22 protein-coding genes and 1 tRNA gene are annotated in these 23,358 nt (G+C 53.4%); 14 read left to right on the top strand and 9 right to left on the bottom strand.

Annotated elements, in window-relative coordinates; genetic code table 11:
• The first annotated feature begins 54 nt into the window (after positions 1 to 54).
• The 4 genes from BLV81_RS19315 to BLV81_RS19300 all read left to right on the top strand — a co-directional run bounded on the left by BLV81_RS19315 (position 55) and on the right by BLV81_RS19300 (position 5,952).
• Positions 55 to 1,026 carry an HpcH/HpaI aldolase/citrate lyase family protein gene (locus BLV81_RS19315; RefSeq protein ID WP_092359289.1) on the top strand — a complete coding sequence of 324 codons (972 nt, stop codon included), beginning with the start codon at positions 55 to 57 and terminating at the stop codon, positions 1,024 to 1,026.
• A gap of 80 nt (positions 1,027 to 1,106) precedes the next feature.
• Entirely contained in the window at positions 1,107 to 1,574 is a 468-nt protein-coding gene (locus BLV81_RS19310; RefSeq protein WP_255365366.1) for a hypothetical protein, read from the top strand.
• Positions 1,575 to 1,599: 25 nt separating this feature from the next.
• Positions 1,600 to 4,311, top strand: coding sequence for an aconitate hydratase AcnA (acnA, locus tag BLV81_RS19305; protein ID WP_092359285.1), 2,712 nt, complete (start codon positions 1,600 to 1,602; stop codon positions 4,309 to 4,311).
• A gap of 387 nt (positions 4,312 to 4,698) precedes the next feature.
• The gene (locus tag BLV81_RS19300) at positions 4,699 to 5,952 is read left to right on the top strand and encodes a DUF2863 family protein (protein ID WP_092359283.1); all 1,254 of its coding nucleotides are present in this window, start codon (positions 4,699 to 4,701) and stop codon (positions 5,950 to 5,952) included.
• A gap of 24 nt (positions 5,953 to 5,976) precedes the next feature.
• Here BLV81_RS19300 and BLV81_RS19295 read toward each other — a convergent pair whose 3' ends face one another.
• Positions 5,977 to 6,882 (bottom strand): LysR family transcriptional regulator, encoded by a 906-nt coding sequence (locus BLV81_RS19295; protein WP_092359281.1) that lies wholly within the window; start codon positions 6,880 to 6,882, stop codon positions 5,977 to 5,979.
• A gap of 134 nt (positions 6,883 to 7,016) precedes the next feature.
• On the opposite strand from BLV81_RS19295, the gene BLV81_RS19290 reads away from it, so the two are divergent.
• Positions 7,017 to 7,889, top strand: coding sequence for a pirin family protein (locus tag BLV81_RS19290; RefSeq protein ID WP_092359279.1), 873 nt, complete (start codon positions 7,017 to 7,019; stop codon positions 7,887 to 7,889).
• A gap of 103 nt (positions 7,890 to 7,992) precedes the next feature.
• On the opposite strand, the gene BLV81_RS19285 is transcribed toward BLV81_RS19290, so the two are convergent.
• Positions 7,993 to 9,114: a M14 family metallopeptidase gene (locus BLV81_RS19285; protein ID WP_092359277.1), complete on the bottom strand. Its 1,122-nt coding sequence runs from the start codon at positions 9,112 to 9,114 to the stop codon at positions 7,993 to 7,995.
• A gap of 152 nt (positions 9,115 to 9,266) precedes the next feature.
• Here BLV81_RS19285 and BLV81_RS19280 point away from each other — a divergent pair.
• From BLV81_RS19280 to BLV81_RS19260, 5 genes are all read left to right on the top strand, one after another.
• A tRNA-Pro gene (locus BLV81_RS19280) sits at positions 9,267 to 9,343 on the top strand.
• A 433-nt stretch (positions 9,344 to 9,776) separates the two neighbouring features.
• Positions 9,777 to 10,406 carry a hypothetical protein gene (locus BLV81_RS19275; protein ID WP_092359275.1) on the top strand — a complete coding sequence of 210 codons (630 nt, stop codon included), beginning with the start codon at positions 9,777 to 9,779 and terminating at the stop codon, positions 10,404 to 10,406.
• Between the two features lie 53 nt (positions 10,407 to 10,459).
• Positions 10,460 to 11,206: a hypothetical protein gene (locus BLV81_RS19270; protein ID WP_092359273.1), complete on the top strand. Its 747-nt coding sequence runs from the start codon at positions 10,460 to 10,462 to the stop codon at positions 11,204 to 11,206.
• 530 nt (positions 11,207 to 11,736) lie between these two features.
• Positions 11,737 to 12,390, top strand: a complete 654-nt coding sequence (locus BLV81_RS19265; RefSeq protein WP_255365364.1) for a DUF4145 domain-containing protein — start codon at positions 11,737 to 11,739, stop codon at positions 12,388 to 12,390.
• A 60-nt stretch (positions 12,391 to 12,450) separates the two neighbouring features.
• A complete protein-coding gene (locus tag BLV81_RS19260) occupies positions 12,451 to 13,332 on the top strand; it encodes a hypothetical protein (protein ID WP_092359269.1) in 882 nt (293 codons plus the stop codon).
• A 37-nt stretch (positions 13,333 to 13,369) separates the two neighbouring features.
• On the opposite strand, the gene BLV81_RS19255 is transcribed toward BLV81_RS19260, so the two are convergent.
• The 3 genes from BLV81_RS19255 to BLV81_RS19245 all read right to left on the bottom strand — a co-directional run bounded on the left by BLV81_RS19255 (position 13,370) and on the right by BLV81_RS19245 (position 15,900).
• Positions 13,370 to 14,851 (bottom strand): ApeA N-terminal domain 1-containing protein, encoded by a 1,482-nt coding sequence (locus BLV81_RS19255; protein WP_143036384.1) that lies wholly within the window; start codon positions 14,849 to 14,851, stop codon positions 13,370 to 13,372.
• A gap of 99 nt (positions 14,852 to 14,950) precedes the next feature.
• On the bottom strand, positions 14,951 to 15,175 hold the full coding sequence (locus BLV81_RS19250; protein WP_092359264.1) for a hypothetical protein: 225 nt from the start codon (positions 15,173 to 15,175) through the stop codon (positions 14,951 to 14,953).
• 164 nt (positions 15,176 to 15,339) lie between these two features.
• Positions 15,340 to 15,900 carry a recombinase family protein gene (locus BLV81_RS19245; RefSeq protein WP_092359263.1) on the bottom strand — a complete coding sequence of 187 codons (561 nt, stop codon included), beginning with the start codon at positions 15,898 to 15,900 and terminating at the stop codon, positions 15,340 to 15,342.
• Between the two features lie 325 nt (positions 15,901 to 16,225).
• On the opposite strand from BLV81_RS19245, the gene BLV81_RS19240 reads away from it, so the two are divergent.
• The 3 genes from BLV81_RS19240 to BLV81_RS19230 are packed head-to-tail and all read left to right on the top strand — an operon-like array spanning position 16,226 to position 18,985.
• Positions 16,226 to 16,609 (top strand): type II toxin-antitoxin system HigB family toxin, encoded by a 384-nt coding sequence (locus BLV81_RS19240; RefSeq protein ID WP_255365362.1) that lies wholly within the window; start codon positions 16,226 to 16,228, stop codon positions 16,607 to 16,609.
• 1 nt (position 16,610) lies between these two features.
• Positions 16,611 to 17,828 (top strand): ImmA/IrrE family metallo-endopeptidase, encoded by a 1,218-nt coding sequence (locus BLV81_RS19235; RefSeq protein ID WP_092359261.1) that lies wholly within the window; start codon positions 16,611 to 16,613, stop codon positions 17,826 to 17,828.
• Between the two features lie 29 nt (positions 17,829 to 17,857).
• A complete protein-coding gene (locus tag BLV81_RS19230) occupies positions 17,858 to 18,985 on the top strand; it encodes a beta family protein (protein WP_092359259.1) in 1,128 nt (375 codons plus the stop codon).
• Positions 18,986 to 19,372: 387 nt separating this feature from the next.
• On the opposite strand, the gene BLV81_RS19225 is transcribed toward BLV81_RS19230, so the two are convergent.
• Complete coding sequence (locus tag BLV81_RS19225) at positions 19,373 to 19,660, bottom strand: hypothetical protein (protein ID WP_092359257.1); 288 nt, start codon at positions 19,658 to 19,660, stop codon at positions 19,373 to 19,375.
• A 129-nt stretch (positions 19,661 to 19,789) separates the two neighbouring features.
• Positions 19,790 to 19,927 (bottom strand): hypothetical protein, encoded by a 138-nt coding sequence (locus BLV81_RS23980; RefSeq protein WP_176992906.1) that lies wholly within the window; start codon positions 19,925 to 19,927, stop codon positions 19,790 to 19,792.
• Between the two features lie 128 nt (positions 19,928 to 20,055).
• On the opposite strand from BLV81_RS23980, the gene BLV81_RS24475 reads away from it, so the two are divergent.
• Positions 20,056 to 20,262, top strand: a complete 207-nt coding sequence (locus BLV81_RS24475; protein WP_092359255.1) for a SymE family type I addiction module toxin — start codon at positions 20,056 to 20,058, stop codon at positions 20,260 to 20,262.
• Positions 20,263 to 20,456: 194 nt separating this feature from the next.
• On the opposite strand, the gene BLV81_RS19215 is transcribed toward BLV81_RS24475, so the two are convergent.
• Both BLV81_RS19215 and BLV81_RS19210 read right to left on the bottom strand, forming a co-directional pair.
• Positions 20,457 to 22,691, bottom strand: coding sequence for an NADP-dependent isocitrate dehydrogenase (locus BLV81_RS19215; RefSeq protein WP_092359253.1), 2,235 nt, complete (start codon positions 22,689 to 22,691; stop codon positions 20,457 to 20,459).
• A 311-nt stretch (positions 22,692 to 23,002) separates the two neighbouring features.
• A partial coding sequence (locus BLV81_RS19210; protein WP_176992905.1) for an integrase core domain-containing protein occupies positions 23,003 to 23,358 on the bottom strand: 356 nt, incomplete at its 5' end.

The raw sequence follows: 23,358 nt of genomic DNA, 5'->3' as shown, positions 1-23,358 counted from the left end.
GTTGGTACGCACAGGTGTCTGCCCTACTCCGCAATTATTATTAAGAACTTCGCAATGCATCCTACCCAGGTCTTATTCCTAGGCAAGCAACAGCCGGTCTCGCTACCGGTCTGCGATCATTACGCCGGCGCTGAAAAGCTCATGCGTAAATCAGTCGCTTTGCAGCAGGAGCTGGGTCCGGTATTCGACATCACACTTGACTGCGAAGACGGCGCCAGCGCCGGCAACGAAGCAGCGCACGCACAACTGGTCGCCGGCGTCATCGCCGGCGCCGACAATCGCTTTGAGCGCATTGGCGCTCGCGTACACGACATCGGCAGCACTTTTTTCGAACAAGACGTAGAGATCATCTGCCAAGGCGCAGCGCGCCGGCTGGCTTACCTGATGCTGCCCAAGGCCGAAAGCCTGGCCGACGTCAGCGCCGCCATCGCCCTGATAGATCACCACAGCAGCCTGGCCGGACGGCAGGCGCTGCCGGTCCATGTATTGATAGAAACCCATGGCGCGCTGGCAGATGTGTTCGCCATCGCCGCCCTGCCGCAAGTACAGTCGCTGTCGTTCGGCATCATGGATTTCGTTTCAGCGCATTACGGCGCCATTCCCAGCGCGGCGATGCGTTCGCCGGCGCAGTTCAGCCATCCGCTGGTCGCGCGCGCAAAACTGGAAATTGCCGCGGCTTGCCATGCGCACGGCAAGGTGCCCTCGCATAACGTCACCACCGACATCAAGGACAACGCCACCGTCGCCGCCGATGCCAGCCGCGCCATGGCTGAATTCGGCTATACCCGGATGTGGAGCATCCATCCGCAACAGATCAAACCGATATTGAACGCATTTACCCCGCCGCCGTCAGAGATAGCCGCCGCGGCACAAATCCTGCTTGCGGCCAGGCAAGCAGCATGGGGACCAATACAACACGAGGGCACGCTGCATGACCGCGCCAGTTATCGTTATTACTGGGGTGTTCTGCAGCGCGCAAAAAATAACGGCATCGCACTACCCGAAGATGCAACAATTTTGTTATAACCGCAGCCCGCCTTTTCCGAGATAACGGGATGCATTACGGAGCAATGAAAATGAAAAAGAGATTGTCGACGAGTTTATCAATGCTTGTTTTACTATGCGCCAGCCTGGCAGTTGTAGCGCCGCAAGTTCAGGCCCAGACCACCACCAAGAAAACCAGCAAGAAAGCCGTCAAGAAGCCAGCTGCAAAAGCAGCGCCGGCAGAAGTCGACGATGGCGAGGACGAAGGCACGCCGGACGTCAAGACTTCCGTTTCCGTCGATTACAAATGCGAACTCGGCAACAGCCTGACAATTTTCACCAACGCCGAAGACGAGAAGCACATCGCGCTGCGCTGGGGCAAAACCTTGCACCGCCTGTCGCGCGTACCGACCACCACCGGCGCCATCCGCTTCGAAAACCGCAAATACGGCCTGCTCTGGATCGGCATCCCTGCCAAGGGTATTTTGCTGGATTCGAAAACAGGACATCAACTTGCGAACGAATGTAAATCCGCAGCGCAAGAAGCAATGCCGGCCGCCGCAGCTGTCGATCCAGCACACAGCTTGTAATTAAATTAAAACCCCAGGAGAAATCATGTCCCGCAACACGCTGAATACACTCAAGGAATTCAAGATTTCCGACTCCAAGAAAGGCAAGTTCTACTCCTTGCCGGCCCTGGAGAAAAAACTCGGCATCAACATTTCGCGCCTGCCGGTGTCGATCCGTATCGTTCTGGAATCCGTACTGCGTAATTGCGACGGCAAGAAGGTCACCGAAGAACACGTCAAGCAACTGGCCGCCTGGGGCGCCAACGCAGCCCGCACTGACGAAATCCCGTTCGTGGTAGCGCGCGTAGTGCTGCAAGACTTTACCGGCGTGCCGCTGCTGGCCGACCTCGCCGCCATGCGCAACGTCGCCGCCTCGCTGGGCAAGAACGCCAAGAACATCGAGCCGCTGGTGCCGGTCGACCTGGTAGTCGACCACTCGGTGCAGATCGACCACTTCCGTGAAAAGAAAGCACTCGACCTCAACATGAAACTGGAATTCCAGCGCAACAACGAGCGCTACCAGTTCATGAAATGGGGCATGCAGGCATTCGACACTTTCGGCGTCGTGCCGCCGGGCTTCGGTATCGTCCACCAGGTCAACCTGGAATACCTGGCGCGCGGCGTCCACAAGAAGGATTCGGTTTACTATCCGGACACCCTAGTCGGCACTGACTCCCACACCACCATGATCAACGGCATCGGCGTCGTCGGCTGGGGCGTGGGCGGCATCGAGGCGGAAGCCGGCATGCTGGGCCAACCGGTCTACTTCCTGACACCGGACGTGGTCGGCGTCAACCTGACCGGCCAGTTGCGTGAAGGCGTCACCGCAACCGATCTGGTGCTGACCATTACCGAACTGCTGCGCAAAGCCAAAGTGGTCGGCAAGTTTGTCGAATTCTTCGGCGAAGGCACTGCCTCGCTGAGCCTGACCGACCGCGCCACCATCGCCAACATGGCGCCTGAATACGGCGCCACCATGGGCTTCTTCCCGGTGGACGACGCGACTATCGAATATTTCCAAGGCACTGGCCGCAGCAAAGCTGAAATCGACGCATTCGCCGGCTACTTCAAGGCGCAAAACCTGTACGGCATTCCAAAAGCCGGCGACATCGACTACACCACTGTGGTCGAACTCGACCTGGCTACCGTTGCACCGTCGCTGGCTGGTCCAAAGCGTCCGCAAGACCGTATCGAAATCGGCAACGTCAAGGCCAACTTCGCAGAATTGTTCAGCAAGCCTGTCGCAGAAAACGGCTTCAACAAGAAAGTGGAAGACCTGGACGCGACTTACACCAACGCTGACGGCGTCAAACTGCAAAACGGCGACGTGCTGATTGCTGCAATCACTTCCTGCACCAACACTTCCAACCCGAGCGTCATGCTGGCGGCTGGTTTGCTGGCCAAGAAAGCGGTCGAAGCCGGCCTCAAGGTGTCGTCGCACATCAAGACTTCGCTGGCCCCTGGCTCGCGCGTCGTCACCGAGTACCTGGAAGCGGCTGGCCTGCTGCCGTACCTGGAAAAGCTCGGCTTCGGCGTCACTGCCTACGGTTGCACAACCTGTATCGGTAACGCCGGCGACCTGACGCCAGCCATGAACGAAGCCATCGTCAAGAACGACGTGGTGGCGTCGGCTGTGTTGTCGGGCAACCGTAACTTCGAAGCGCGTATCCATCCGAACATCCGCTCCAACTTCCTGGCTTCGCCGCCGCTGGTGGTTGCTTACGCGATCGCCGGCAACATGACGCGCGACCTGATGACGGAACCTGTCGGCAAGGGCAAGGGCGGCAAAGACATTTATCTGGGCGACATCTGGCCGACTTCGCAAGAAGTCGCCAAGCTGATGAAGTTTGCGATGAACGCCAAGACCTTCAAGACCAACTACGCTGACGTCAAGGGCGCACCTGGCAAGCTGTGGGAAGCCATCAAAGGCGTCGCCGGCGGCGAAGTCTATAACTGGCCGAAATCGACTTACATCGCTGAGCCACCGTTCTTCCAGGACTTCACCATGGTGCCGAAGGCAGCTGCGACCGGCATCACCGGCGCGCGCGCACTGGGCGTGTTCGGCGATTCGATCACTACCGACCACATCTCGCCAGCTGGTTCCATCAAGGAATCCAGCCCGGCCGGCAAATGGCTGATCGCCAACGGCGTGCTGAAGGCTGACTTCAACTCCTACGGCTCGCGGCGCGGCAATCACGAAATCATGATGCGCGGCACATTCGCCAACGTCCGTATCAAGAATCTGATGATTCCTGCTACACCGGACGGTTCGCGGGTTGAAGGCGGCATCACCTTGTTCCAGCCGACCGGCGAAGAAACATCGATCTATGACGCAGCCATGCAGTACGTCAAAGACGGCGTGCCAACCATGGTGTTTGCAGGTGAAGAATACGGTACAGGTTCGTCGCGCGACTGGGCAGCCAAGGGTACCCAGTTGCTGGGCGTGAAGGCCGTGTTTGCGCGTTCGTTCGAGCGTATCCACCGTTCCAACCTGGTCGGCATGGGCGTCTTGCCTTTGCAATTCATCGGTAACGACAGCGTGCAAACCCTGGGCATCACCGGCCACGAGACTTTCGACCTGAAAGGTATCGAGGGCGAAATCAAGCCGCAGCAAGACGCTACCCTGGTGATCCATCGCGCCAACGGCGAAACCAAGGAAGTCAAGGTTCTGCTGCGCATCGATACGCCAATCGAAGTCGACTACTACAAACACGGCGGCATCCTGCCGTTCGTGCTGCGCCAGTTGCTGGCGGCATAACGACACACCAGCCGGCCGCCCCTTCTGCATGGGCGGCCGGCTGGCAGTCGGATGCACCGACAAAGTCACTCAAGAATGTACAAAAAAAGCGCCGGCCATGCCGGCGTTTCTCGTTTTCGGCCTCAATCAAGGGATTGTTGCCATTCATCTACGGTAGTTATTCAACATACCGTTAAATCCACTACAATAGGATCTTGCAGTCTTCCTGCCTCAGAGTCTTTGAAAACTCTCAGCAAGCGGTCGTAGGCCAGAAGGCAGCGCAGAAAAGCGGAGCATATTCATCCATGAATATGTGAGCGTCTCAGTTGCCGGTCATCGGATGCATGCATCCGCTACGGTCGCGCAGTAAGATTTTGACTATGTTGTCAGCTCCTTACCTTATCTACTATGCGCCGCCCGTCAAAAAAACCTTCCCGTAAATTTTCCGCCGACAGCCACCGCCTGGCCGAGCTGGCGCAAGCATTGATACAAGCCTCCAGCCGTCTTGAGGAGCGCGCATGGGAACGCGAGATTGAAGCCCTGCTCGGCAGGCATTTCAAAGCCCATCACCAGGAGCCTATCGACGGCGCGCTGGAACAGCTGTTTCCGACCCAGCCCGATGCCTACGACGCCTTGATGGACGTGGTCGAAGCCTGCAGCGAATCCAGCACCATCGAGTACCAAGGCAAGCAATACGACTGCCTGCTGGTCGGCATTCCGCTGCTGGCGTGGACGCGCTTCTCGATCGGATCGGGGCCGATTCCGGCCGACGTCGTCATGACGCTGAACGCCCATCTGCACGCCCATATCCTGGCGCCGGAAGTGCTAACCGCCATCGTGCCGACCTTGTACGCCATCGATCAGTTGCCGCGCACCCATTGCGAAACCTTTACCCTGCTGCAGCAACTGTCGCATGCCGCACTCAACGCCGCACCGGTGCGCAGCCCCGCAAATCCGCCGGAGACCGCGCCCTTCCTGGCCGATACCCGTTATTTGCTGGCCGCCCTGGTAGTCCCGAGCGGCATGCCCTTGTTCCACTGGCAAATGACGCGTGGACAAACGGGGCATATTGCCGCCGACAAGGAAAACGCACTGGAACAATGGCGCGTTCAAGTCACTCCCAACCTGACACGCTTGCTGCCAGGTTGCGGCATCCAGGTGTTGCTACCCGAGGCTTACTTTGCCGCCTGCCGCGAGGCCGACCTGCAAATCCGTCCGGCTTCCCTGCGCGCCGCCAGCTATTACCTGACGCACACGCTGGACATCGCATCGAAAGACCTGCACGCCAGCATCGGCCGCTTTAGCGAACAGCCGGAAAGCGGCCGGGTCGACGAATACCGGATCGGCTTCTCGCTGGGCCAAACCAATGAGGTGATCTACGGCGTGGTGTGGCCGCTGTACGGGCAGGAAGAAGCGACTGAAGAAATCATTACCCGCGCCAGCGACAGCGACGAGGCCGCGGCCGAACCGGAAACCCCGCTGGAACAAATCCTGAGCCTGCTGCGCGAATGCGGTATCGACGACATTCAGCGGCATGCCGAAATGTATGCGATGGAATTCTGCGACGATTGCGGCACCCCGCTTTACCCGGACCGCGAAGGCGATCTGGTGCATCCGGAAATGCCTGATGACACACCAAGCGGCTCAGCCCATTTTCACTGAGCCGGCGCACGCCCTTCAATCATCTCAATCTTCTTCCAGTGCCCGGAAACGCTGTACCAGATAATCGATCAGGGTACGCACCAAGGGCAGCAAGCCGCGCCGCGACGGGAATACCACATGGATGATTTCGTGGCGCGGCCGCCAGTCATCCAGCACATGCAACAGCGTGCCTTGCGCTACCTGTTCGCGTATCATCATGGTCGGCAATTGCACAATGCCGACGCCAGCCACTGCCGCCCGCAACAATGCCACCATATCGCCGGTGACAAAACGCGGCGTGTGATGAATCGCCGCCTTGGCGCCATCCGGGCCGAACAATGTCCATATATGATTTTGCTGCCCTGTCCCCAGCCCCAGGCTCGGCCAGCCGTTTAAATCGGCAGGCGAGGCCGGCAGCGAGCGCCCCTTAAGCAGCAGCGGACTGGCGACCAGGCATTGACTGCGTTCAGCCAGTACCCGCAGCACCAGCTCGCTATCCGGAATCGGCGGCGGCCGTACCCGGATCGCAATATCCACCGCCTCGGCCACCACGTCAACCCGGCGATTGCTCGCCTCCAGCAGCACCGTCACACGCGGGTTGGCCGCCATGAAATCTGCCAGCATCACGTCCACATTCGCATGCAGCAAAGCCACCGGGCAAGTCAGGCGCACAATGCCGCGCGGTTCGCCCCGCGTCAGCTCGACCGCGTCTTGCGCAGCCTCTGCCTCCACCAGCATCGCCTTGCAGTGCTCGTAATACGACTGCCCGACTTCTGTCACGGAAAATTGCCGGGTAGTACGCTGGATCAGCCTGACGCCCAAGCGCTCCTCCAATAACGCCAGGCGCCGGCTCAGCTTGGACTTCGGCATGCCCAGGGCCCGTCCGGCCGGCGCAAAGCCGCCATGGTCGACCACCTGAACGTAATAGTAGAGATCGTTCAAATCCTGCATAACAATTCCCGCGCAAACATTTCATCGTTCATAAAATAGGACGCTGATGGCAAATTCCACAGACTACCGCAGCCATTGTCCTTGATTTAATCTTCTACCTGCAACAACTATGCAACCACCACAAGGAATCGATCATGAAAAAAGTCCTCGGCATCTACAGCGCACCTCGCCAACATTGGGTCGGCGACGGTTTTCCTGCTCGTTCGATGTTTTCTTACACCAGCCACGGCAAGCAACTAAGTCCTTTCCTGCTGCTCGATTACGCCGGTCCGGCCGAGTTCAGGCCTGCTACCCGCCCACGCGGCGTCGGCTCGCATCCGCATCGCGGCTTCGAAACCGTCACCATCGTCTACAAGGGCGAAGTGACGCACCGCGACTCGACCGGCAATGGCGGCACTATCGGCCCCGGCGACGTGCAATGGATGACAGCAGGCAGCGGCATCCTGCATGAGGAGTTCCACTCCGAAGCGTTCACGCGCTCCGGCGGCACGCTCGAAATGGTGCAGCTGTGGGTGAACCTGCCGGCGAAGGACAAGATGACAGCGCCCGGTTATCAAGCCATCGCAGATCGCGACATTCCTGTTGTGGCCTTGCCTGACGGCGCCGGCACAGTAAGGGTGATTGCCGGCGAATACGACGGCCATGCCGGTCCGGCGCGTACTTTCACACCGATGAACGTGTGGGATATGCGCTTGAACCAGGGCGGCAACACCAGACTGTCCTTGCCCGCCGGCTGGCATTCTGCGCTGGTGGTGTTGCACGGAACCGTGCTGATCAATGGCGAGACCGTGGCGCGCGAAGCGCAAATGGCGTTGCTCGACAACGACGGCAACAGCGTCGATATCGAAGCCAACAACGACGCGGTAGTGCTGGTGCTTAGCGGCGAGCCGATCGATGAAGCGATCGTCGGCCATGGCCCGTTCGTCATGAACAGCCAGGAAGAAATCGCCCAGGCGATCGTCGACTTCAACAGCGGGCGCTTTGCGCAGATAACTGAACAGGCCTAGCAGTCGCTGCCGGCTCAGCAGAACTACGGCGCAAAAAAAAGCCGGGCATGTTGGACATGCCCGGCTCTTTCACAACATGCACCAAGACCGCATGCAGTACGGCCTATTCAAACGCCCGCAATATCGGCTGCAACACCACCGCCCCCAAACGCGCACTGCGAGCGCCATCCCAGCCGACCTGCGCATCCGGCAGGTTGACGTTATCCTTGAACGGCAACTCCAGGGTCAGCGATATGCACTTGAAGGTATGGCCGACATATTTCGACGCCAGGGTCAGCACATCGCTGCTGTACTTGCTCGCCGCATAGCCGTATTCAGTCTGGAAATCCGGGCTGGCGCGCAAGAAATCGGCTATGAATTTTTGCTGCTCCACGCCCTGCTGCGGACTAAAATCTTCCAGCATTTCCGAGCCGGCCACAAACACATACGGCAAAGCCTCATCGCCATGCACGTCCAGGAACAGATCGCAGCCGGTTTCGTGAATCTTGTTCTTGACCACAAATACTTCGGGGCTGCGCTCCAGCGACGGCGTCATCCACTCGCGATTCAGGTTGGCGCCGGCAGCGTTGGTCCGCAGGTTGCCGCGCACGGAACCATCCGGATTCATGTTCGGCACGATGTAGAACACCGCATGCTGCAGCACCTTGTTCGCCAGCGGATTGGCACGGTCCAGCAATGCATCGACCATGCCCTCGACAAACCATTCCGCCATGGTTTCACCCGGATGCTGGCGCGCAATCACCCACACCTTCTTGGCCGCGGCCGGATTGCCGATCACCAGCAGATTCATATCGCGACCGTCAACCGTGCCGCCCAGATCCTGCACCCGCGCCAAAGGCGATTTCTCTGCGCGCCCCAGCAAGGCCAGATGACGCTCCCACGAATACGGTTCGAAATAGGCGTAATACACGCTATCGCGTTCCGGCGTATGGGCAATGGTCATCACCTCGCAGTCAAAACTGGTCGGCACCCGGAACCAGGTCTCGCGATCGTAGCTGGCCACCGCCTGATAGTTTTCCCAGCCCTTGGGATAGGTAGCGGCGCCGGCATTCATGAAACGGATGCGGCAAGCCTCGCCGCGCGCACCTTGCAAGCGGAAATAGAACCATTGCGTGAAATCCGCATGCGAGTCGCTACGGATGTTCAATTCAATCTGCTGAGGACTATCGGCGCGCAACACTTCGATGGCGGCGGCGTCAAACTGCTGGCTAATTTTTATTGGCATAAGATTATCGAATGAGGATTGCCGGCCGGGCGATCTGACGGTTCATTGCAAACTGCAATGAACGGCGTCATCGTCTGGCGAACAAACAGTTAAAATTTTATGTATTGCCTTGGAAACAAAGCAATTTTGCTCTGATATAATAGCAGGCTTGTCGGGGCGTAGCGCAGCCTGGTAGCGTACTTGCATGGGGTGCAAGGGGTCGGAAGTTCGAATCTTCTCGCCCCGACCAATTGAATCAATGACTTAGGCCAATCTTCGGATTGGCCTTTTTCATTTTTTGCCTCTCAGGGTACAAAATGGATGGTCTGTATCGACCCGCTTCATTTCTTTGAGTCGCAAAAACCAAGAACTTATTCGGTCAGAAAATCCTAACTCGCCACCATCGAGACCAAAGTTAGTTAGCCGTCCGCTTTGAAAGTGGCGGGTACACTTATTAACGGGCAATTTTTTAATTTTGCTCACCCGTAGCCTCAAAAATCTCCGGCAATTTTTTAAACTTTTCGTTTGCCCGATAAAAATGGCGAGTGACCGAAGCCACTCGCCAAACAATTCCCCGATCTGATCCATAGAGTCTCTAATTGCCGCTTTGATTGAATGGAGGCATCGAATTTGCCTGTTGTGATAGCCTGTCTACTCCAGCGGTATATCGACGGGAGAAAAATATGGTTGTCCGCTTAAATGGGTGGAGGCGCATCGCCTTGGCGATGTCGATACTGTGGATCGGCATCGCGTCGATAATCGCGGGAACGGATTATTTCAGCAAGAACGACGGCTACTTCGTTTATCAAGGTATTCCTGTCGGGACATTGGTCAAAGGCGACACGGCCACTTTGCCGGATGGCCGCAACGTCCGGCTTTCGGACCAAGAAGAAATTGAATTCGCTGTTCGCCGAGAAAAGGAAGAGGGACAGTCCGCTGTCCCCGTGCAGATGCCTGACGGCACCATAGTGGACATGCCCAACAAGTTGACGCCGGAACTCGCGGCCCGATTGGAAGCCTTGCTGCGCGCCCCCCGCTCGGCCGCATCTCTCGTTCCCAAGAATCAGCAAGCCAAGCAGAGTGGCGATAAGAAAGGATTCGATCTGTCGACGGAGAGAGAGATCAAACCTTGGGAAATCTATTGGTCGAAACAGGATGGCATTCCGAAGACATCGGAAATTCGTTGGTCCCGCTTCCTACTTGTCGGCATCGCGCTTCCATTGCTGTTATGGATGTTTTCTGAGCTTTTCGCTTCCGTCGTCCGTTGGATCGTTCGTGGATTTCGAGAATCGAAGCCGCGCACCGACGCATAGACATTCAACCCATTTTCATACTGTGCACTGCCCCCATTTCATGGAAAAGCGCGATGCTGTCCAAATTCAACCGTCCGTTCATCGTAGTCATTCTCGCCGCATTCATTTTTTCCGGAGTGCTGATCTACACGCATCATGATAGATACGTCGATCTCATCGTCACAGTCTTCGGAACATTTGTAGCGGCGTGGGCAGGCGGATGGGCTGCGTTCAGCGCGGAGCGGAAAACACGCGATGAGGCCGAGCGCAATATACGTATTTCGTCAGCGAACAAAGCGTTGTTCACAATTGCAACCATGTTCAACGTATTCGACAATTTGCGTCAATTCTTCATAGATCACGAAGACATCAGGCAAAGCGAAGACCGTGCATTCCTCATGGACTCGCCGCAGCCCGGCATGATGCAATCGCTCCATTTCGATTTCGACAGCCTCAACTATTTTCTGGATCAAGACGGCGAGCTGTGCTCAATGGCTCTGGTGGAGTTGCGAGTCCTTGACTGGCATCATCAAGCTCTGCTCAACACCGTTGAACTGCGAGCCGTCGCGCACGATGATTTGCGCAAGGCCGTGCTTTCAAAGAACATCCCTAATCTGACGCACGAATCATTGCAGACGATTTTTAGAGCTGAGTATGCCAAGCTGGCCGCGTTGACCGATCAATTCATCAGGCAAGTGGACGAGGGCATCGCCACGACGAAGAAAATGGATAACCAAATGCAAATCGCGTTGCAAAGCATATTTCCCGGGCAAAGTTTTGTGCAAATACGATTCGCTCAAAAAACATTGCAATCAGAATAAAGGTTCCCGCATTCGCCGGAATCTCCAAATTTTCAAGACGTATCAGATACAGCCATAGGCTGAACCAAAATCGTAATTGATTGCGAAATCAGCGGATTAATTTAAGACTCAAATAGCGTTTTAAAACGCTATCCACCGATCTAATCTACAGCATCTTGTAACGGTGACAGTGAGTCAAAGTCCCCATTCATTAGACGTGCCACAAGAGTAGTTCACTCCGCAAGATATTCATGCTTTTGACGCTCTAGGCGCAGTTCGCCACAAATGCAATTTCTCTTGCGTGCTGCCAATACGTCACGTTCTAATCGGCGTCCCTCATCCCAGAGGCATTCGACACGCACAAACATTTTTGCCACCCCAAACAACTGTATGAATGTACAGTATATGAGATTTGCGAAATATGGCAATGGCAAGACAGGTGAGAATTATTTTGATGCAAATTGATGCAATTGGGCAGTATTCCGGATACTCTAACTTGCATAAATAAAAACTATATGAACTGCACAATCATTTTCTGTTAGGGGCCAACAATGCAATGTCCGCACTGCCAAATTGAGATTCATCCAGGCTTTCACACAACAACGTTTAATCCAGCAATTGGGGAAAAACACGGCGCACCTTTATATTGGACCGCGACGCATATGGAATGTCCATCCTGCCATGACGCGATAATTTTCCTATCCTCTCAGTTAGGAAACGGGATTATTGGTACACCGATGCGATTAGTCTATCCTCGTGCGGCTAATAGGCCGAAGGCACCGGCAGAGGTGCCAGCAAATCTCGCAGAGGATTTTAACGAAGCGTGCCTTGTACTATCTGATAGCCCTAAAGCGTCTGCTGCATTGAGTCGGCGTTGTCTTCAAGGCGTGTTGCACGAGAATGGCTTCACTCAACACAATCTTGCTCCAGCAATTAAGGCAGCTATAGATTCAAATAAATTGCCACCTGCAATTGCCGACAATCTGGACGCGGTACGCAATATAGGTAATTTTGCCGCCCATCCAATGAAGGACACCAGCAGCGGGTCAATTATGTCCGTGGAACCCGAGGAGGCAGAGTGGAACTTAGACGTTTTGGAAGAGTTATTTGATTTTTTCTACGTTCAACCGGAAAAAGCAAAGCAAAGACGAGATGCACTAAATGCAAAACTCAAAGCGGCTGGAAAACCAGAGATGAAGCAATAACAGCTTCAGCTTACGCGAAGCCCACGTGTTCCAAGTTACATCAATGATTTGAGGTGAAAGATGGATTTGTGGGACGCGTTTTTCGTTTGGATTGATAGCATACCGGCTGTGATTTGGTCGGGGGCAATTGGTGCCTTGCTGGCATCCGGCATGTCGTATGTTGGGATCCGTTCTGCCAACAATAGCAGCTACAAGCGTTTGAGAGACCAACACGTTCACGATAAATTGGAAGCTGACAAACAGCGATCCCATGACGCCATCCAAAAAGAGGAAGATCGAAAAGCAGCAATTAGGCGTGAGGTCTACACGAAAGCAGTGGAGGAGACACACGCGGCTCTTGGGGCTATTGGTGGTTTCCCTTTTAAGCCCTTAGATTTTTCCGGAAACACTGATAGTGATGCCCTTCAGGTTTTCTTAAAGGCCAACTCAAAAATTTGGCTTGTAGCAGAGTCGGAAGCTGCTCATTTATCGCGCGACCTTGCTAACAAAATGTCAGAAGTGTACTTGCTGGCGCTAGCATCTGCATTTCCTCTACGATTAGCGCTGGATCCAGTCTGGGAGCTAAATAAGAAGCTGATCCACGCCGAAAGCGAGGTGCTGCGCAAAAGTGTGAAACTTGCCGATCTGGCTGAGCAAGGGGCAGACGCTAACGTTATCGAGGCAGTTCAAAAGGCTTGGAAAGAGGCAAATGATCTTGTGGATGCAATCAAAAGACACCGGGCTCATATGAGAGAAGCTCTCGCCCCGCAACAATTAGCCTACTCGCGTAAACTGATCGCGGAAATGGAACCTTTACAAAAAACAATGGTGCAGCTAATTAGCTCGTTGAGGAAAGAAATTCACTTGTCGCCTGATGAGGCAGAGTTCATGCAGCAGCAGTTAGATATGAGAAAGAATGTTCTGGCCTTGTTTGAGAGACTATTCGGTCCAGCACCGGCATAGAAGCGTGACGCATGTCACTTCGAACGTCGTAGCGATGTTACGACAGAGCTTTCTTCAGAAGCGCAAGATGATTTTCGTAACCCCACCGAAAACTTATGAAATTATGCCCCCGACTATGGTGCCTTTTGCCCCAAGCTGGAGCATCCCAACCGGCATTTATCAAATCAGACGCGGCAAAGATAAATTCCAGAGTATTCGTGAGAAATGGCAGTAACGGCTCTAATTTCTCTGGATCAAAGCCACCTGAGCTTCCATGCACGAAGAAATTGCGGATCTTGACCGCTGTAGTAGCAACCGACGCAAGCTCAGGAAATTGACTGGCCAAATGGACATTCACCATATCGACTCGATGAAGTACTTTCTTCGTGAGCGAAGGCTGGTTCATCCTGCCTAGTGCCCCAAGTATGCTGTCTCGCTCTACTCCCACAGCTAATCGCTTCAAAATTTCACGACAATCCTTCTGTGCCTTGATAAGTTCGTCCGAAAGAGGAGATGCCGATGGCATCGCATCCTGGGGCAAAATATCAAACATATTTGCGGCGGCGACAATGCGATCAATACTATAAGAGTTTCCTTTTCCCATACATCCTGCGTATCGGATACGTGCTGTCCGCCATTCGGCTTCTCGACTTAGCCAATTTTTGAGAACGACTTTAAATTCCTCCGGTCGACGAACTGCATCGAGAGGAATATCTCCTATACGAGGCACGTTATCATCTTTTTTGGGCCGTTTGGGCGCGAAAGACCAGTGCAACTCAAGCAGTGACGGCTTGCTGACGGAATGGCCGACAAGCTCAAGAGAGACTGACTCGATTGACTGCTTGCGACCTGCCATGAGGCTAAGGAATCGGTGGATCGACATCAGTCTCTCGATGCACACGCCAAGGACGACCGGCTCAGAGTATTCCAAGGTCACAATCATGCTGTTCTTTACGAGCGAACCATTTGAACCGCCCGTACGGTAGCTTGGTCGATGAGATACGCGGAACTGGCCGATAGGTGTATCTACTGCAATAACCTCATCTTTCCCTGAAAAATAGAAAATTTCGGGTGAGTCGCCAAGTGCAATTTCGTGCGTGGGCCTATTTTCCTTAACAAAAGATTTAACTAGCGAGTTTGAATCTGTAAAGTGGCCGAATGCGCCAAAGTCGTTGAAAATCAAGGGCACGTCATTGGTTGTGAAATGAGCGGCTTTGATGGAGTGCGCGTCAGGTTTTAAGTGCTGATCCCCTATAGTGACAAAATGTGGGAATATGTCAGCATAGTGATACTGTCCAGCATCACCTCGAAATCCACCTCCTGTAGATCCAACGACGCACTGTAAGCAGCTCACTTTTCTGAGATCACCCAACTCTCCATTTATTACGCTGTTCTCATCGAGCGGTGATAATTCAGCTTTGGGCTGAAGATGCAATACTGTGCTGCGGCCATTTAGATGAAGGTTTCCAAATACTTTTTGTTCATTTGGTATCGTGAAATTGCCTGCGCTTTGTAGATTATTTTTCTTGGAATTCTTCATGGTCGCGTGCCCAGTATTAGTTATTTCAAATGCTGCCGTCATTGAGTATCGAATGGCGACGATTGGTTTGCATGAGCAATTCCAAATGGCTGCACCATATTAATCATCAATGACGAATGCTTTTGTGGACTTGTAGTGCGCCCATTCCGCATCACTGAGATCAGTCATATTCTCCACATCCTTGTCAGTCCACCAAATTCTTGCAGCGATCTTGCTCGATGAAGGATATTCTTCAATCTCGCACGGTCCCAACGGAACATTGATGCGTTGGTTTTTCTCATTGACATAGGAAACTGTGTTTCTGATCCTTGCAGATTTTTTCATGACTGACCTCTCTGGCCAAATAAGAATAACATCGTATATCAGATAGTAAGAATCAAGCCTTAATTGTGGGTTGAATTGTCAGGAAAAAAAGCATCGTACAGCTCCCGGTTTGTGCGACTCACGACGGCCTATGGGCCTAATGCAATTCCGACGGCTGTATGGACCTAAGCCACCTTCAATACTGAATATAGCGTTGCCCTGGATACGCCATACTCATCAGCCAGCGCGGTCTTGCTCTCAGTTGCAGCGCGTTGCTTAATTACTGCGATCTGCTCGGCTGTCAGCTTCGCAGTACGTCCCATGTGTTTACCTTCAGCTCGCGCCTTGGCTTGGCCTTCAGCACGTCTCTCATTAATCATCGATAGCTCGAATGCACTAATGGCTCCAATGATGGTTAGGAACATGGTATTCATCGGGTTATCTTTGCCAGCGGCAAAGGTCATTGACTCGTTGATGAACGAGACAGTCACACCCTTGGTAGTGAGCAGCTTTACGAGGTCTAGCAAATCGGCAGTGTTACGAGCTAGTCGGCTTATCTCATGCACTACGACTGTGTCACCTGATCGAGCATGTTTGAGCATTGCCGTAAGTTGTGGCCTATCCGTCGTGCTTCCACTGCATTTGTCTTCAAATACTTGATCTAGCGCAATGCCGTCAAGTTGACGCGCTGTATTTTGCCCAGCGGTCGATACTCGCAAGTATCCAATAGTTTGCCCTGCTGCCATTCTGTTCCCCTTTTTTGATAATGCATAACAAGTATTTAGTACTTCATAGAATATGTAAAGAAAATCTTAAACATATACTTGTTGGACAAAATCTGTGGGGCAAGTGCGGATGAATTAGTATTGCAAAGAAAGTATGCCTTGTTGGACGGGCTGGCACTATCGCATTCAAGCTGAGAAATATTTGCACTTGAGCAATGCTCATAATTGGAAAATGCATTTGGCGCTGTTTTTGTCACACTGCATGAATATCACCACATGTCTGTTTCTAGCTAAACACTAATTCCTCGATTACCAGGCATGTCGCGACAGGAAGGCACTTACTTAGGTGCAATTTGGCATTGACGACCGATCCCAAATCGGTAACAATAAATATGTTCCCATAATGGGATTCGAGATTCGAAGCATTTATGGGAGCCTGGTTTTAATGAGGATTGTTGGACTTGGGGTGCTTGCCGCCTTTTGCGACAAGCACGCAGACTGCCGCAAGTGGATATCGAACTGGATCGCAGATGCACGCGCCAGTCGCTGGGAGACTAGCCACGATATCAAGGACAGATATCCGTCTGCCAGCTTTTTAGCGACAAACATTGTCATCTTTAACGTGCGCGGCAACGAGTACCGCCTGGAAACCCAGGTGGCGTACAACGCAGGGGTGATATCCATCAAATGGGTGGGCACACATGACCAGTACACGAAGCGGATGCATTGATATGGAATATAGAATTCTGAAAAGCGAAACTGAACATCAAACTGCGCTGCTAGAAGCGGAGGAGCTTGTTGCACTTGACCCACCGATTGGATCGACCGAAGGTGATCGCCTCGCATTGCTTGCTCTCCTGATTGAAGATTACGAAAAGCGTGCATATCAATTCGAGGCACTTGATCCAATCGAGATTATTGAATTTCGAATGGCTGAACAGGGACTTCGACAGAAGGACCTCGTTCCGCTCTTGGGCAGCAGAAGCCGGGTTTCTGAAGTGTTAGGAGGCAAACGACCTCTAACGGTGCAAATGATTCGCGCTCTGTCGAGCGGCCTTGGAATTCCAGCAGATGCTCTCATCGGAAGAGAACCCGTTCCATCACGTGACAGTGAGAGCAACGTCGAAGAAATCGACTGGAAACGGTTTCCCTATCGGGAGATGGAAAGGCGTGGGTGGTTCAGCGCAGCAAAAATTAGCGGGAAGAATGCAGAAGAGAGGCTTCGCTCTTTCCTTACCCAGATTGTTCCGAGCCGCCAAGTGCCTATCATGTTTAGACGCAGGTTTCGGGGCGATAAGCTCGATGAAAAGGCGTACTATTCGACATTAGCATGGACAGCCCGGGTCTTGATGCGTGCCAAGGATGTCGAGAATGATTTACCTAAATTTGATCCTGGAAAAATTTCTGCTGATACGTTGCGAGACCTTGCTCGACTAAGTTGGTTCAGTAATGGCCCTCGCCTGGCAGTTGAATTCCTATCGAAGTGTGGTATTGCAGTGATCGTCGAGCCTCGGCTACCGAACGCTGTAATAGATGGCGCAGCGATGCTGTCTGAGCGAGGCACCCCGGTGATTGGTCTGACGCTGCGAATTGATCGAACTGACTATTTTTGGTTCACATTGATGCACGAGGTCGCGCACGTGTGGAAACACTTGAATACTGCCGACGAGGCGTTTATTGATCGCATTGAACGAATTGCGAGTACTGAGAAGAGCGAACAAAAAGAGAATGAAGCGAATCGTATAGCCCGCGATTCATTTATTCGCCGTGCCGTTTGGGAGCGTTCGTCGGCTAGACTCGCCCCTACAAATCAAAGCATTCAAGAACTTGCGGACAGTCTGCATATTCACCCAGCAATTGTGGCTGGACGAATTCAGTTCGAGAGCGGTCACTACGAGCATTTTCGTGAATTTTTAGAGCAGGGATTGGTACAACAGCATTTTCAATGAAATCTTGTTGACGTAAGCAGGAGATATCGATGAATAGTCGCTCAGTTTATGTGCCGCTGGTCAAGGGCAAAAAAAATGATTTGATGGCCGTTGGCAGGGTCAACAATGATGTTCGTCAACTGATGAAACCGTTCATCGAAGCGATGCCAATCAATCCCAAGGCTCCACTGGTAGAGGAGCACGTCTTCAAACTCTGCGAGTACATTCGAAAGCATTTGCCGCTTGGTGAGATTTTCGTAGATTTCCACGGTTTGATGCCGGACGCGACGATCTCAGACGGCACAAACGCTACCCTTCATGGATTCGCGCTATTAAAAGCATTCGGACGCTCCGTGACTCCGGCGTATGGATTCGAACGAAATGATGATTTGTGGGATGCGCTCGGCGTGATTGCTCGGGATTTCAATAAAGGATTTTGCTTTCGCTTGTCTCGTGACGATCTAGCTGAATATCTCTTCGATGATGTCTGGGCGCAAATTATCGAACGCACCGCTCAGATGCGGCTGCCACAAAACAAAATTGATTTACTTTTAGACTTGCGACACATAGATGGGGACGACACATCGAACCTAGCAGAGAACATAGTTTCTTTTCTCTTTCACAACCCGAACATCGCCGGTTATAGATCAATAGTAATTGCCGGTTCTTCCGCACTGAAAACCGTGGGTAGTATCGAGAAAAATAAGGTCGGCGAGGTGATTCGCCAAGAACTGCGTCTTTGGTCAGCTCTCTGGCGGGACATGCCCGATACAATCAAACCAACATTTGGGGATTACGGCATCATACATCCCGATTTCAGTGATCAAACAACAAGCCGGTACGTGAACGCCAAAATTCGCTATACCGCTGGCGATAAAATCATCTATTTTAGAGGCCATGCCCTCCACCACCCCATCAAGGACTATGATCAGTATCACGATCTAGCCAGTCGCGTTAGCGCAGATTTTCGATATGTGGGTCGGACACGCAGCTTTGGTGATACTTACATCGATGATTGCGCAAGACGCCTAATTAGGCCCGGTTCACTTGCTACGTGGGTCATAGCTGACATGAACCATCACGTTTGCTATACAGCCCGCCAACTGGCCCGGCTCATACAACAATTGGCATCGACAGCGACAGAAAGCGAAGCAGAGATAGCGCTCTCCACTGTTTAATCGCGTAGTCATTTCAATGGCCGCAGACAACGCAATAGCATTTCAGGAAAAAAGACGTTAAGTTGTATCAAGTCGAACACTCGGTGTTCGATGTTGCCATGTACGAGACTATTGGGTCGGGGGCAAAATGAAATGCTAGATACGCAGCGGCGAAGCAGGCAGCGTCGTGTAAAGTCACCTCTATGCCGACCAAGGATATATGACATCCAACGCCGAGTTACAATTCCACCCTTTCCAGCTCATGGGCTTATCACGCAACTGTTGATAAGTCTAAAAACCAAAGGCCCTCGGAAACGAAAGCCTTTGGCAAGTCCAAGTTAAGCGTTACTTTTAATCCTGTTATAACAGGCAGGTTTGCATTTTATGTTTGGTCTTCGAATTTGCAATCTATGAATTACGGTTTTTTTCGCAAGAGCCACACTCATCCCCAGCAGAACCCATAGCGTCTCCTATAGAGTCAAGCATGTCGTCTCGATTATCAAAGAAATCAATCGAGTCAGGATTATTTTTTAGGATTGCTGTTGTCAATTCGTCGTAGTCTGAATATTCTAGAGTATCGATGTATGTATCCTCATGCGAATCGCATATTTCGATGGCGCCAATTTCAACGCATAACGCTAAAGCTCGATTCGTTTTTTCCTCTTGATCGAATTGCCCTTGTTTTGCCCGTCCCATAGCTATATCTCCATATCGTGTGACCGTAAAATTTGCCGTCGATTAGTTTCTCATAGATTGCGAAAACGAGCATACAGCAGAAACATCTCCAGATATTCTGTGTGATTGAAATACCAACCGCCTTTGCCCCTATCCGCTAATAGGTATGACCTTCTTTTCGGCAAAGAATCCAAAGAAGCCTGCACCCGCTGAGTCGAAGCCAACAACGCCAAGTATCTGCATTTTCTTAAAAATCCATCGACGCACGATAATGATGTCTTTAAACATGCGCACGTGCTATTTTTAAGAAGGCGTTCAGAGTAAAGAGCGCTATGCAGAGCAGTAAATAGACGCGGGTCAGAGGTGCGGAAACACCCATGACCCGCTAACCACAAGCAACTAAACCGGAGTTGAATATGGCTAAGCGCAATAGTACGCGAGATAGCAGCACATCGATAGTAAACCCAGCACAACGGCTCAACGTCTCCTTCTATCAGGACGACGATCCTGAAACACTCTGGATTCGCCTGCATGGCAACGGGATCAGGCAAACAGGCTTCAACCCCAATGCCAACGTACGTGTCAGGGTCATGCCCGGATGCCTGATGATTACCAGTGACTAGATTTCACTGACATCGTCGGCAAACAGAAAGTCGCTCCCGACTCCGCACTAGACGGAGTCGGGAATTGTACTTCGCACACAATAATTCGAACCGCTTCCATTCCAAAACACGTAGCGTTGCGACGCGAAGTGCGAAATTGCGCCGGAAAGCTGGTGCGGATCTGCATAATTATGCAGATCCGCATTACCTTGCCGTCAGTTGCCCGCGGCGTTCAATGCCGCATTGAAGGTTGCGCTTGGGCGCATGACTGCCTTGAGCTTCTCCGTGTCGACCATGAAGTAGCCGCCGATGTCCACCGGATTACCCTGTACCGCCTTGAACTCCGCCGTGATGGCCTGCTCGTTCTCGGTGAGGCTTTTGGCCAGTGGTGCAAACTGCGCCTGCAGTTCTGCGTCGTCGGTCTGTTGCGCCAGCGCCTGTGCCCAGTACATGGCCAGATAGAAATGGCTGCCGCGGTTATCCAGCTCGCCGGTGCGTGGTGAAGGCGACTTGTTATTTTCCAGCAGCTTGCCGGTGGCGTCGTCGAGGGTCTGCGCCAGGATCTTGGCCTTGCTGTTACCGGTCTTGATGCCGATATCTTCGAGCGACACGGCCAGTGCCAGGAATTCGCCCAGCGAATCCCAGCGCAGGTGGTTTTCTTCCACCAGTTGCTTGACGTGCTTCGGGGCCGAGCCACCCGCGCCGGTTTCAAACATGCCGCCGCCCGCCATCAACGGCACGATCGACAGCATCTTGGCGCTGGTGCCGAGTTCCATGATCGGGAACAGGTCGGTCAGGTAGTCGCGCAGGATGTTGCCGGTCACCGAGATGGTGTCTTTGCCGCGGATCACGCGCTCCAGGGTGTAGCGCATGGCGCGTACTTGCGACATGATCTGGATGTCGAGACCGGTCAGATCGTAGTCCTTCAGGTAGGTCTTCACCTTCTTGATCAGCTCGGCTTCATGCGGGCGGTACTCGTCCAGCCAGAAAATCGCCGGCATGCCCGACAGGCGGGCGCGGTTCACCGCCAGCTTGACCCAGTCGCGGATCGGCGCATCCTTGACCTGGCACATGCGCCAGATGTCGCCCTGCTCGACGTTCTGCTCCAGCAGCACGGTGCCGTCAAGGTCGACAATGCGCGCCACGCCATCGGCAGGGACTTCGAAAGTCTTGTCATGTGAGCCGTACTCCTCGGCCTTTTGCGCCATCAGGCCGACGTTCGGCACGGTGCCCATGGTGGTCGGATCGAACGCGCCGTTGGTCTTGCAGAAGTTGATCATCTCCTGATAGATGCGGGCGAACGTGCTTTCGGGGATCACCGCCTTGGTGTCTTTCGGACGGCCATCCGCCCCCCACATCTTGCCGCCGAGACGGATCATGGCCGGCATCGAAGCATCGACGATCACGTCGTTAGGCGCATGCAGATTGGAGATACCCTTGGCCGAGTCCACCATCGCCAGTTCCGGACGGTGTTCATGACAGGCGTGCAGGTCGTGGATCACTTCATCACGCTTGGATTCCGGCAGGGTGGCGATCTTCTCATAGACGCTGCTCAAACCGTTATTCGCATTGACGCCCAGTTCCTCGAACAGCTTGCCGTGCTTGGCGAAGGCGTCCTTGTAGAAAATCTTCACCGCATGCCCGAAAACGATCGGGTGCGAGACTTTCATCATCGTCGCCTTGACGTGCAGCGACAACATCACACCGGTTTCGCGCGCGTCCTCCATCTGTTCTTCGTAGAACTGGCACAGCGCCTTCTTGCTCATGAACATGCTGTCGATGATCTCGCCTTCCTGCAGCGACACCTTGTTCTTCAAGACAGTGTTTGCGCCATCCTTGGCGACCAGCTCCATCCTGACGTCGCAGGCCTTGGATAGCGTCATGCATTTTTCGCTGGCGTAAAAATCCCCACCGTGCATGTGGGATACGTGGGTGCGAGATGCCGGGCTCCACTTGGCCATGGAGTGCGGGTTCTTGCGCGCATAGCGTTTCACCGCCGCTGGCGCACGGCGGTCGGAATTACCCTCGCGCAACACCGGATTGACCGCGCTACCCAGCGTCTTTGAATAACGCTTCAAAATGGATTTTTCTTCGTCGGTCTTCGGGTCTTCCGGGAAGTCGGGGATCTGGTAGCCGCGTGCCTGCAGTTCGCGAATAGCCGCGATCAGCTGCGGCACCGAGGCACTGATGTTCGGCAGCTTGATGATATTGGTATCGGGTTCCTGGGTGAGGCGGCCCAACTCAGCCAGGTTGTCCGGCACTTTCTTTTCATCAGCGAGGCAATCGGAGAATTCGGCAAGAATCCGCGCCGACACCGAGATGTCGCTCTCGACGACGTCAATACCGGCCGCTGCGGCGAAGGTCCTGACGATAGGCAGAAAAGAAGCGGTTGCCAGAAGCGGCGCTTCGTCGGTAAGCGTATAGATGATGGTTGATTTACCTGCAGTCACTGTAATCTCCTTGCGGTTGGTGTGTCGGTTGGCGCGGCAGCATTGGTTTGGTGCTTCCTGCCACCACTCCCTTAAGGGCACGCTGAATTAGCCAGGAAACTGCGATTACATGGAGGCAACGTTCCCTTGAATGCAAGCCAAATTTCCCAAGGGGTGAAGTTTATTCGACCTCGCGTTTAGGCGCCAAACAAAAATTCAGCCGGCAGTGTACCTTGAAGCCGTTACGCAGGTATATGCGCCGGGAACATCCGACCCAGACCGAGAAAGTCGGGATTGTTGACCATGGCTAGCCGATCCTCACTGTGTAGTGGTCAAGTAAATTCGGACACGGCGATAGGTTTTTTTGCTGCCATGTTCCGTTCGTAGACGGAGGGCGGCAGATTGCCCAGAACTGAATGCAGACGTTCGTTGTTGTAGAAGCCGACGATGTAGGCGGCGATATCGATCTTGGCCTCCGCGTGATTGGCATATTGGCGCTGCCACACCCGTTCCATCTTGAGATTCAGGAAGAAGCGTTCGGCAACTGCATTGTCCCAGCAGTTCCCTTTACGGCTCATGCTGCAGATGAAACCGTGGCTGGTCAACAATGCTTGGTACTGGGCACTTGCGTACTGGCTGCCACGGTCTGAGTGAACGACCAATCCTTGGTCTGGCCACCGTTGTTGAA

This window comes from Collimonas sp. OK242 (assembly GCF_900107095.1).
Lineage (GTDB): Bacteria > Pseudomonadota > Gammaproteobacteria > Burkholderiales > Burkholderiaceae_D > Collimonas.
The sequence above is the reverse complement of the archived record's forward strand: the minus strand, read 5'-3'. Positions and strand labels throughout refer to the sequence as shown.

What these genes read in the sequence shown, in the direction of transcription:
- BLV81_RS19315 (WP_092359289.1), top strand. Translation starts at nt 55, where the DNA reads ATGCATCCTACCCAGGTCTTATTCCTAGGCAAGCAACAGCCGGTCTCG.
- BLV81_RS19310 (WP_255365366.1), top strand. Translation starts at nt 1,107, where the DNA reads ATGCTTGTTTTACTATGCGCCAGCCTGGCAGTTGTAGCGCCGCAAGTT.
- acnA (WP_092359285.1), top strand. Translation starts at nt 1,600, where the DNA reads ATGTCCCGCAACACGCTGAATACACTCAAGGAATTCAAGATTTCCGAC.
- BLV81_RS19300 (WP_092359283.1), top strand. Translation starts at nt 4,699, where the DNA reads ATGCGCCGCCCGTCAAAAAAACCTTCCCGTAAATTTTCCGCCGACAGC.
- BLV81_RS19295 (WP_092359281.1), bottom strand. Translation starts at nt 6,882, where the DNA reads ATGCAGGATTTGAACGATCTCTACTATTACGTTCAGGTGGTCGACCAT.
- BLV81_RS19290 (WP_092359279.1), top strand. Translation starts at nt 7,017, where the DNA reads ATGAAAAAAGTCCTCGGCATCTACAGCGCACCTCGCCAACATTGGGTC.
- BLV81_RS19285 (WP_092359277.1), bottom strand. Translation starts at nt 9,114, where the DNA reads ATGCCAATAAAAATTAGCCAGCAGTTTGACGCCGCCGCCATCGAAGTG.
- BLV81_RS19275 (WP_092359275.1), top strand. Translation starts at nt 9,777, where the DNA reads ATGGTTGTCCGCTTAAATGGGTGGAGGCGCATCGCCTTGGCGATGTCG.
- BLV81_RS19270 (WP_092359273.1), top strand. Translation starts at nt 10,460, where the DNA reads ATGCTGTCCAAATTCAACCGTCCGTTCATCGTAGTCATTCTCGCCGCA.
- BLV81_RS19265 (WP_255365364.1), top strand. Translation starts at nt 11,737, where the DNA reads ATGCAATGTCCGCACTGCCAAATTGAGATTCATCCAGGCTTTCACACA.
- BLV81_RS19260 (WP_092359269.1), top strand. Translation starts at nt 12,451, where the DNA reads ATGGATTTGTGGGACGCGTTTTTCGTTTGGATTGATAGCATACCGGCT.
- BLV81_RS19255 (WP_143036384.1), bottom strand. Translation starts at nt 14,851, where the DNA reads ATGAAGAATTCCAAGAAAAATAATCTACAAAGCGCAGGCAATTTCACG.
- BLV81_RS19250 (WP_092359264.1), bottom strand. Translation starts at nt 15,175, where the DNA reads ATGAAAAAATCTGCAAGGATCAGAAACACAGTTTCCTATGTCAATGAG.
- BLV81_RS19245 (WP_092359263.1), bottom strand. Translation starts at nt 15,900, where the DNA reads ATGGCAGCAGGGCAAACTATTGGATACTTGCGAGTATCGACCGCTGGG.
- BLV81_RS19235 (WP_092359261.1), top strand. Translation starts at nt 16,611, where the DNA reads ATGGAATATAGAATTCTGAAAAGCGAAACTGAACATCAAACTGCGCTG.
- BLV81_RS19230 (WP_092359259.1), top strand. Translation starts at nt 17,858, where the DNA reads ATGAATAGTCGCTCAGTTTATGTGCCGCTGGTCAAGGGCAAAAAAAAT.
- BLV81_RS19225 (WP_092359257.1), bottom strand. Translation starts at nt 19,660, where the DNA reads ATGGGACGGGCAAAACAAGGGCAATTCGATCAAGAGGAAAAAACGAAT.
- BLV81_RS23980 (WP_176992906.1), bottom strand. Translation starts at nt 19,927, where the DNA reads ATGTTTAAAGACATCATTATCGTGCGTCGATGGATTTTTAAGAAAATG.
- BLV81_RS24475 (WP_092359255.1), top strand. Translation starts at nt 20,056, where the DNA reads ATGGCTAAGCGCAATAGTACGCGAGATAGCAGCACATCGATAGTAAAC.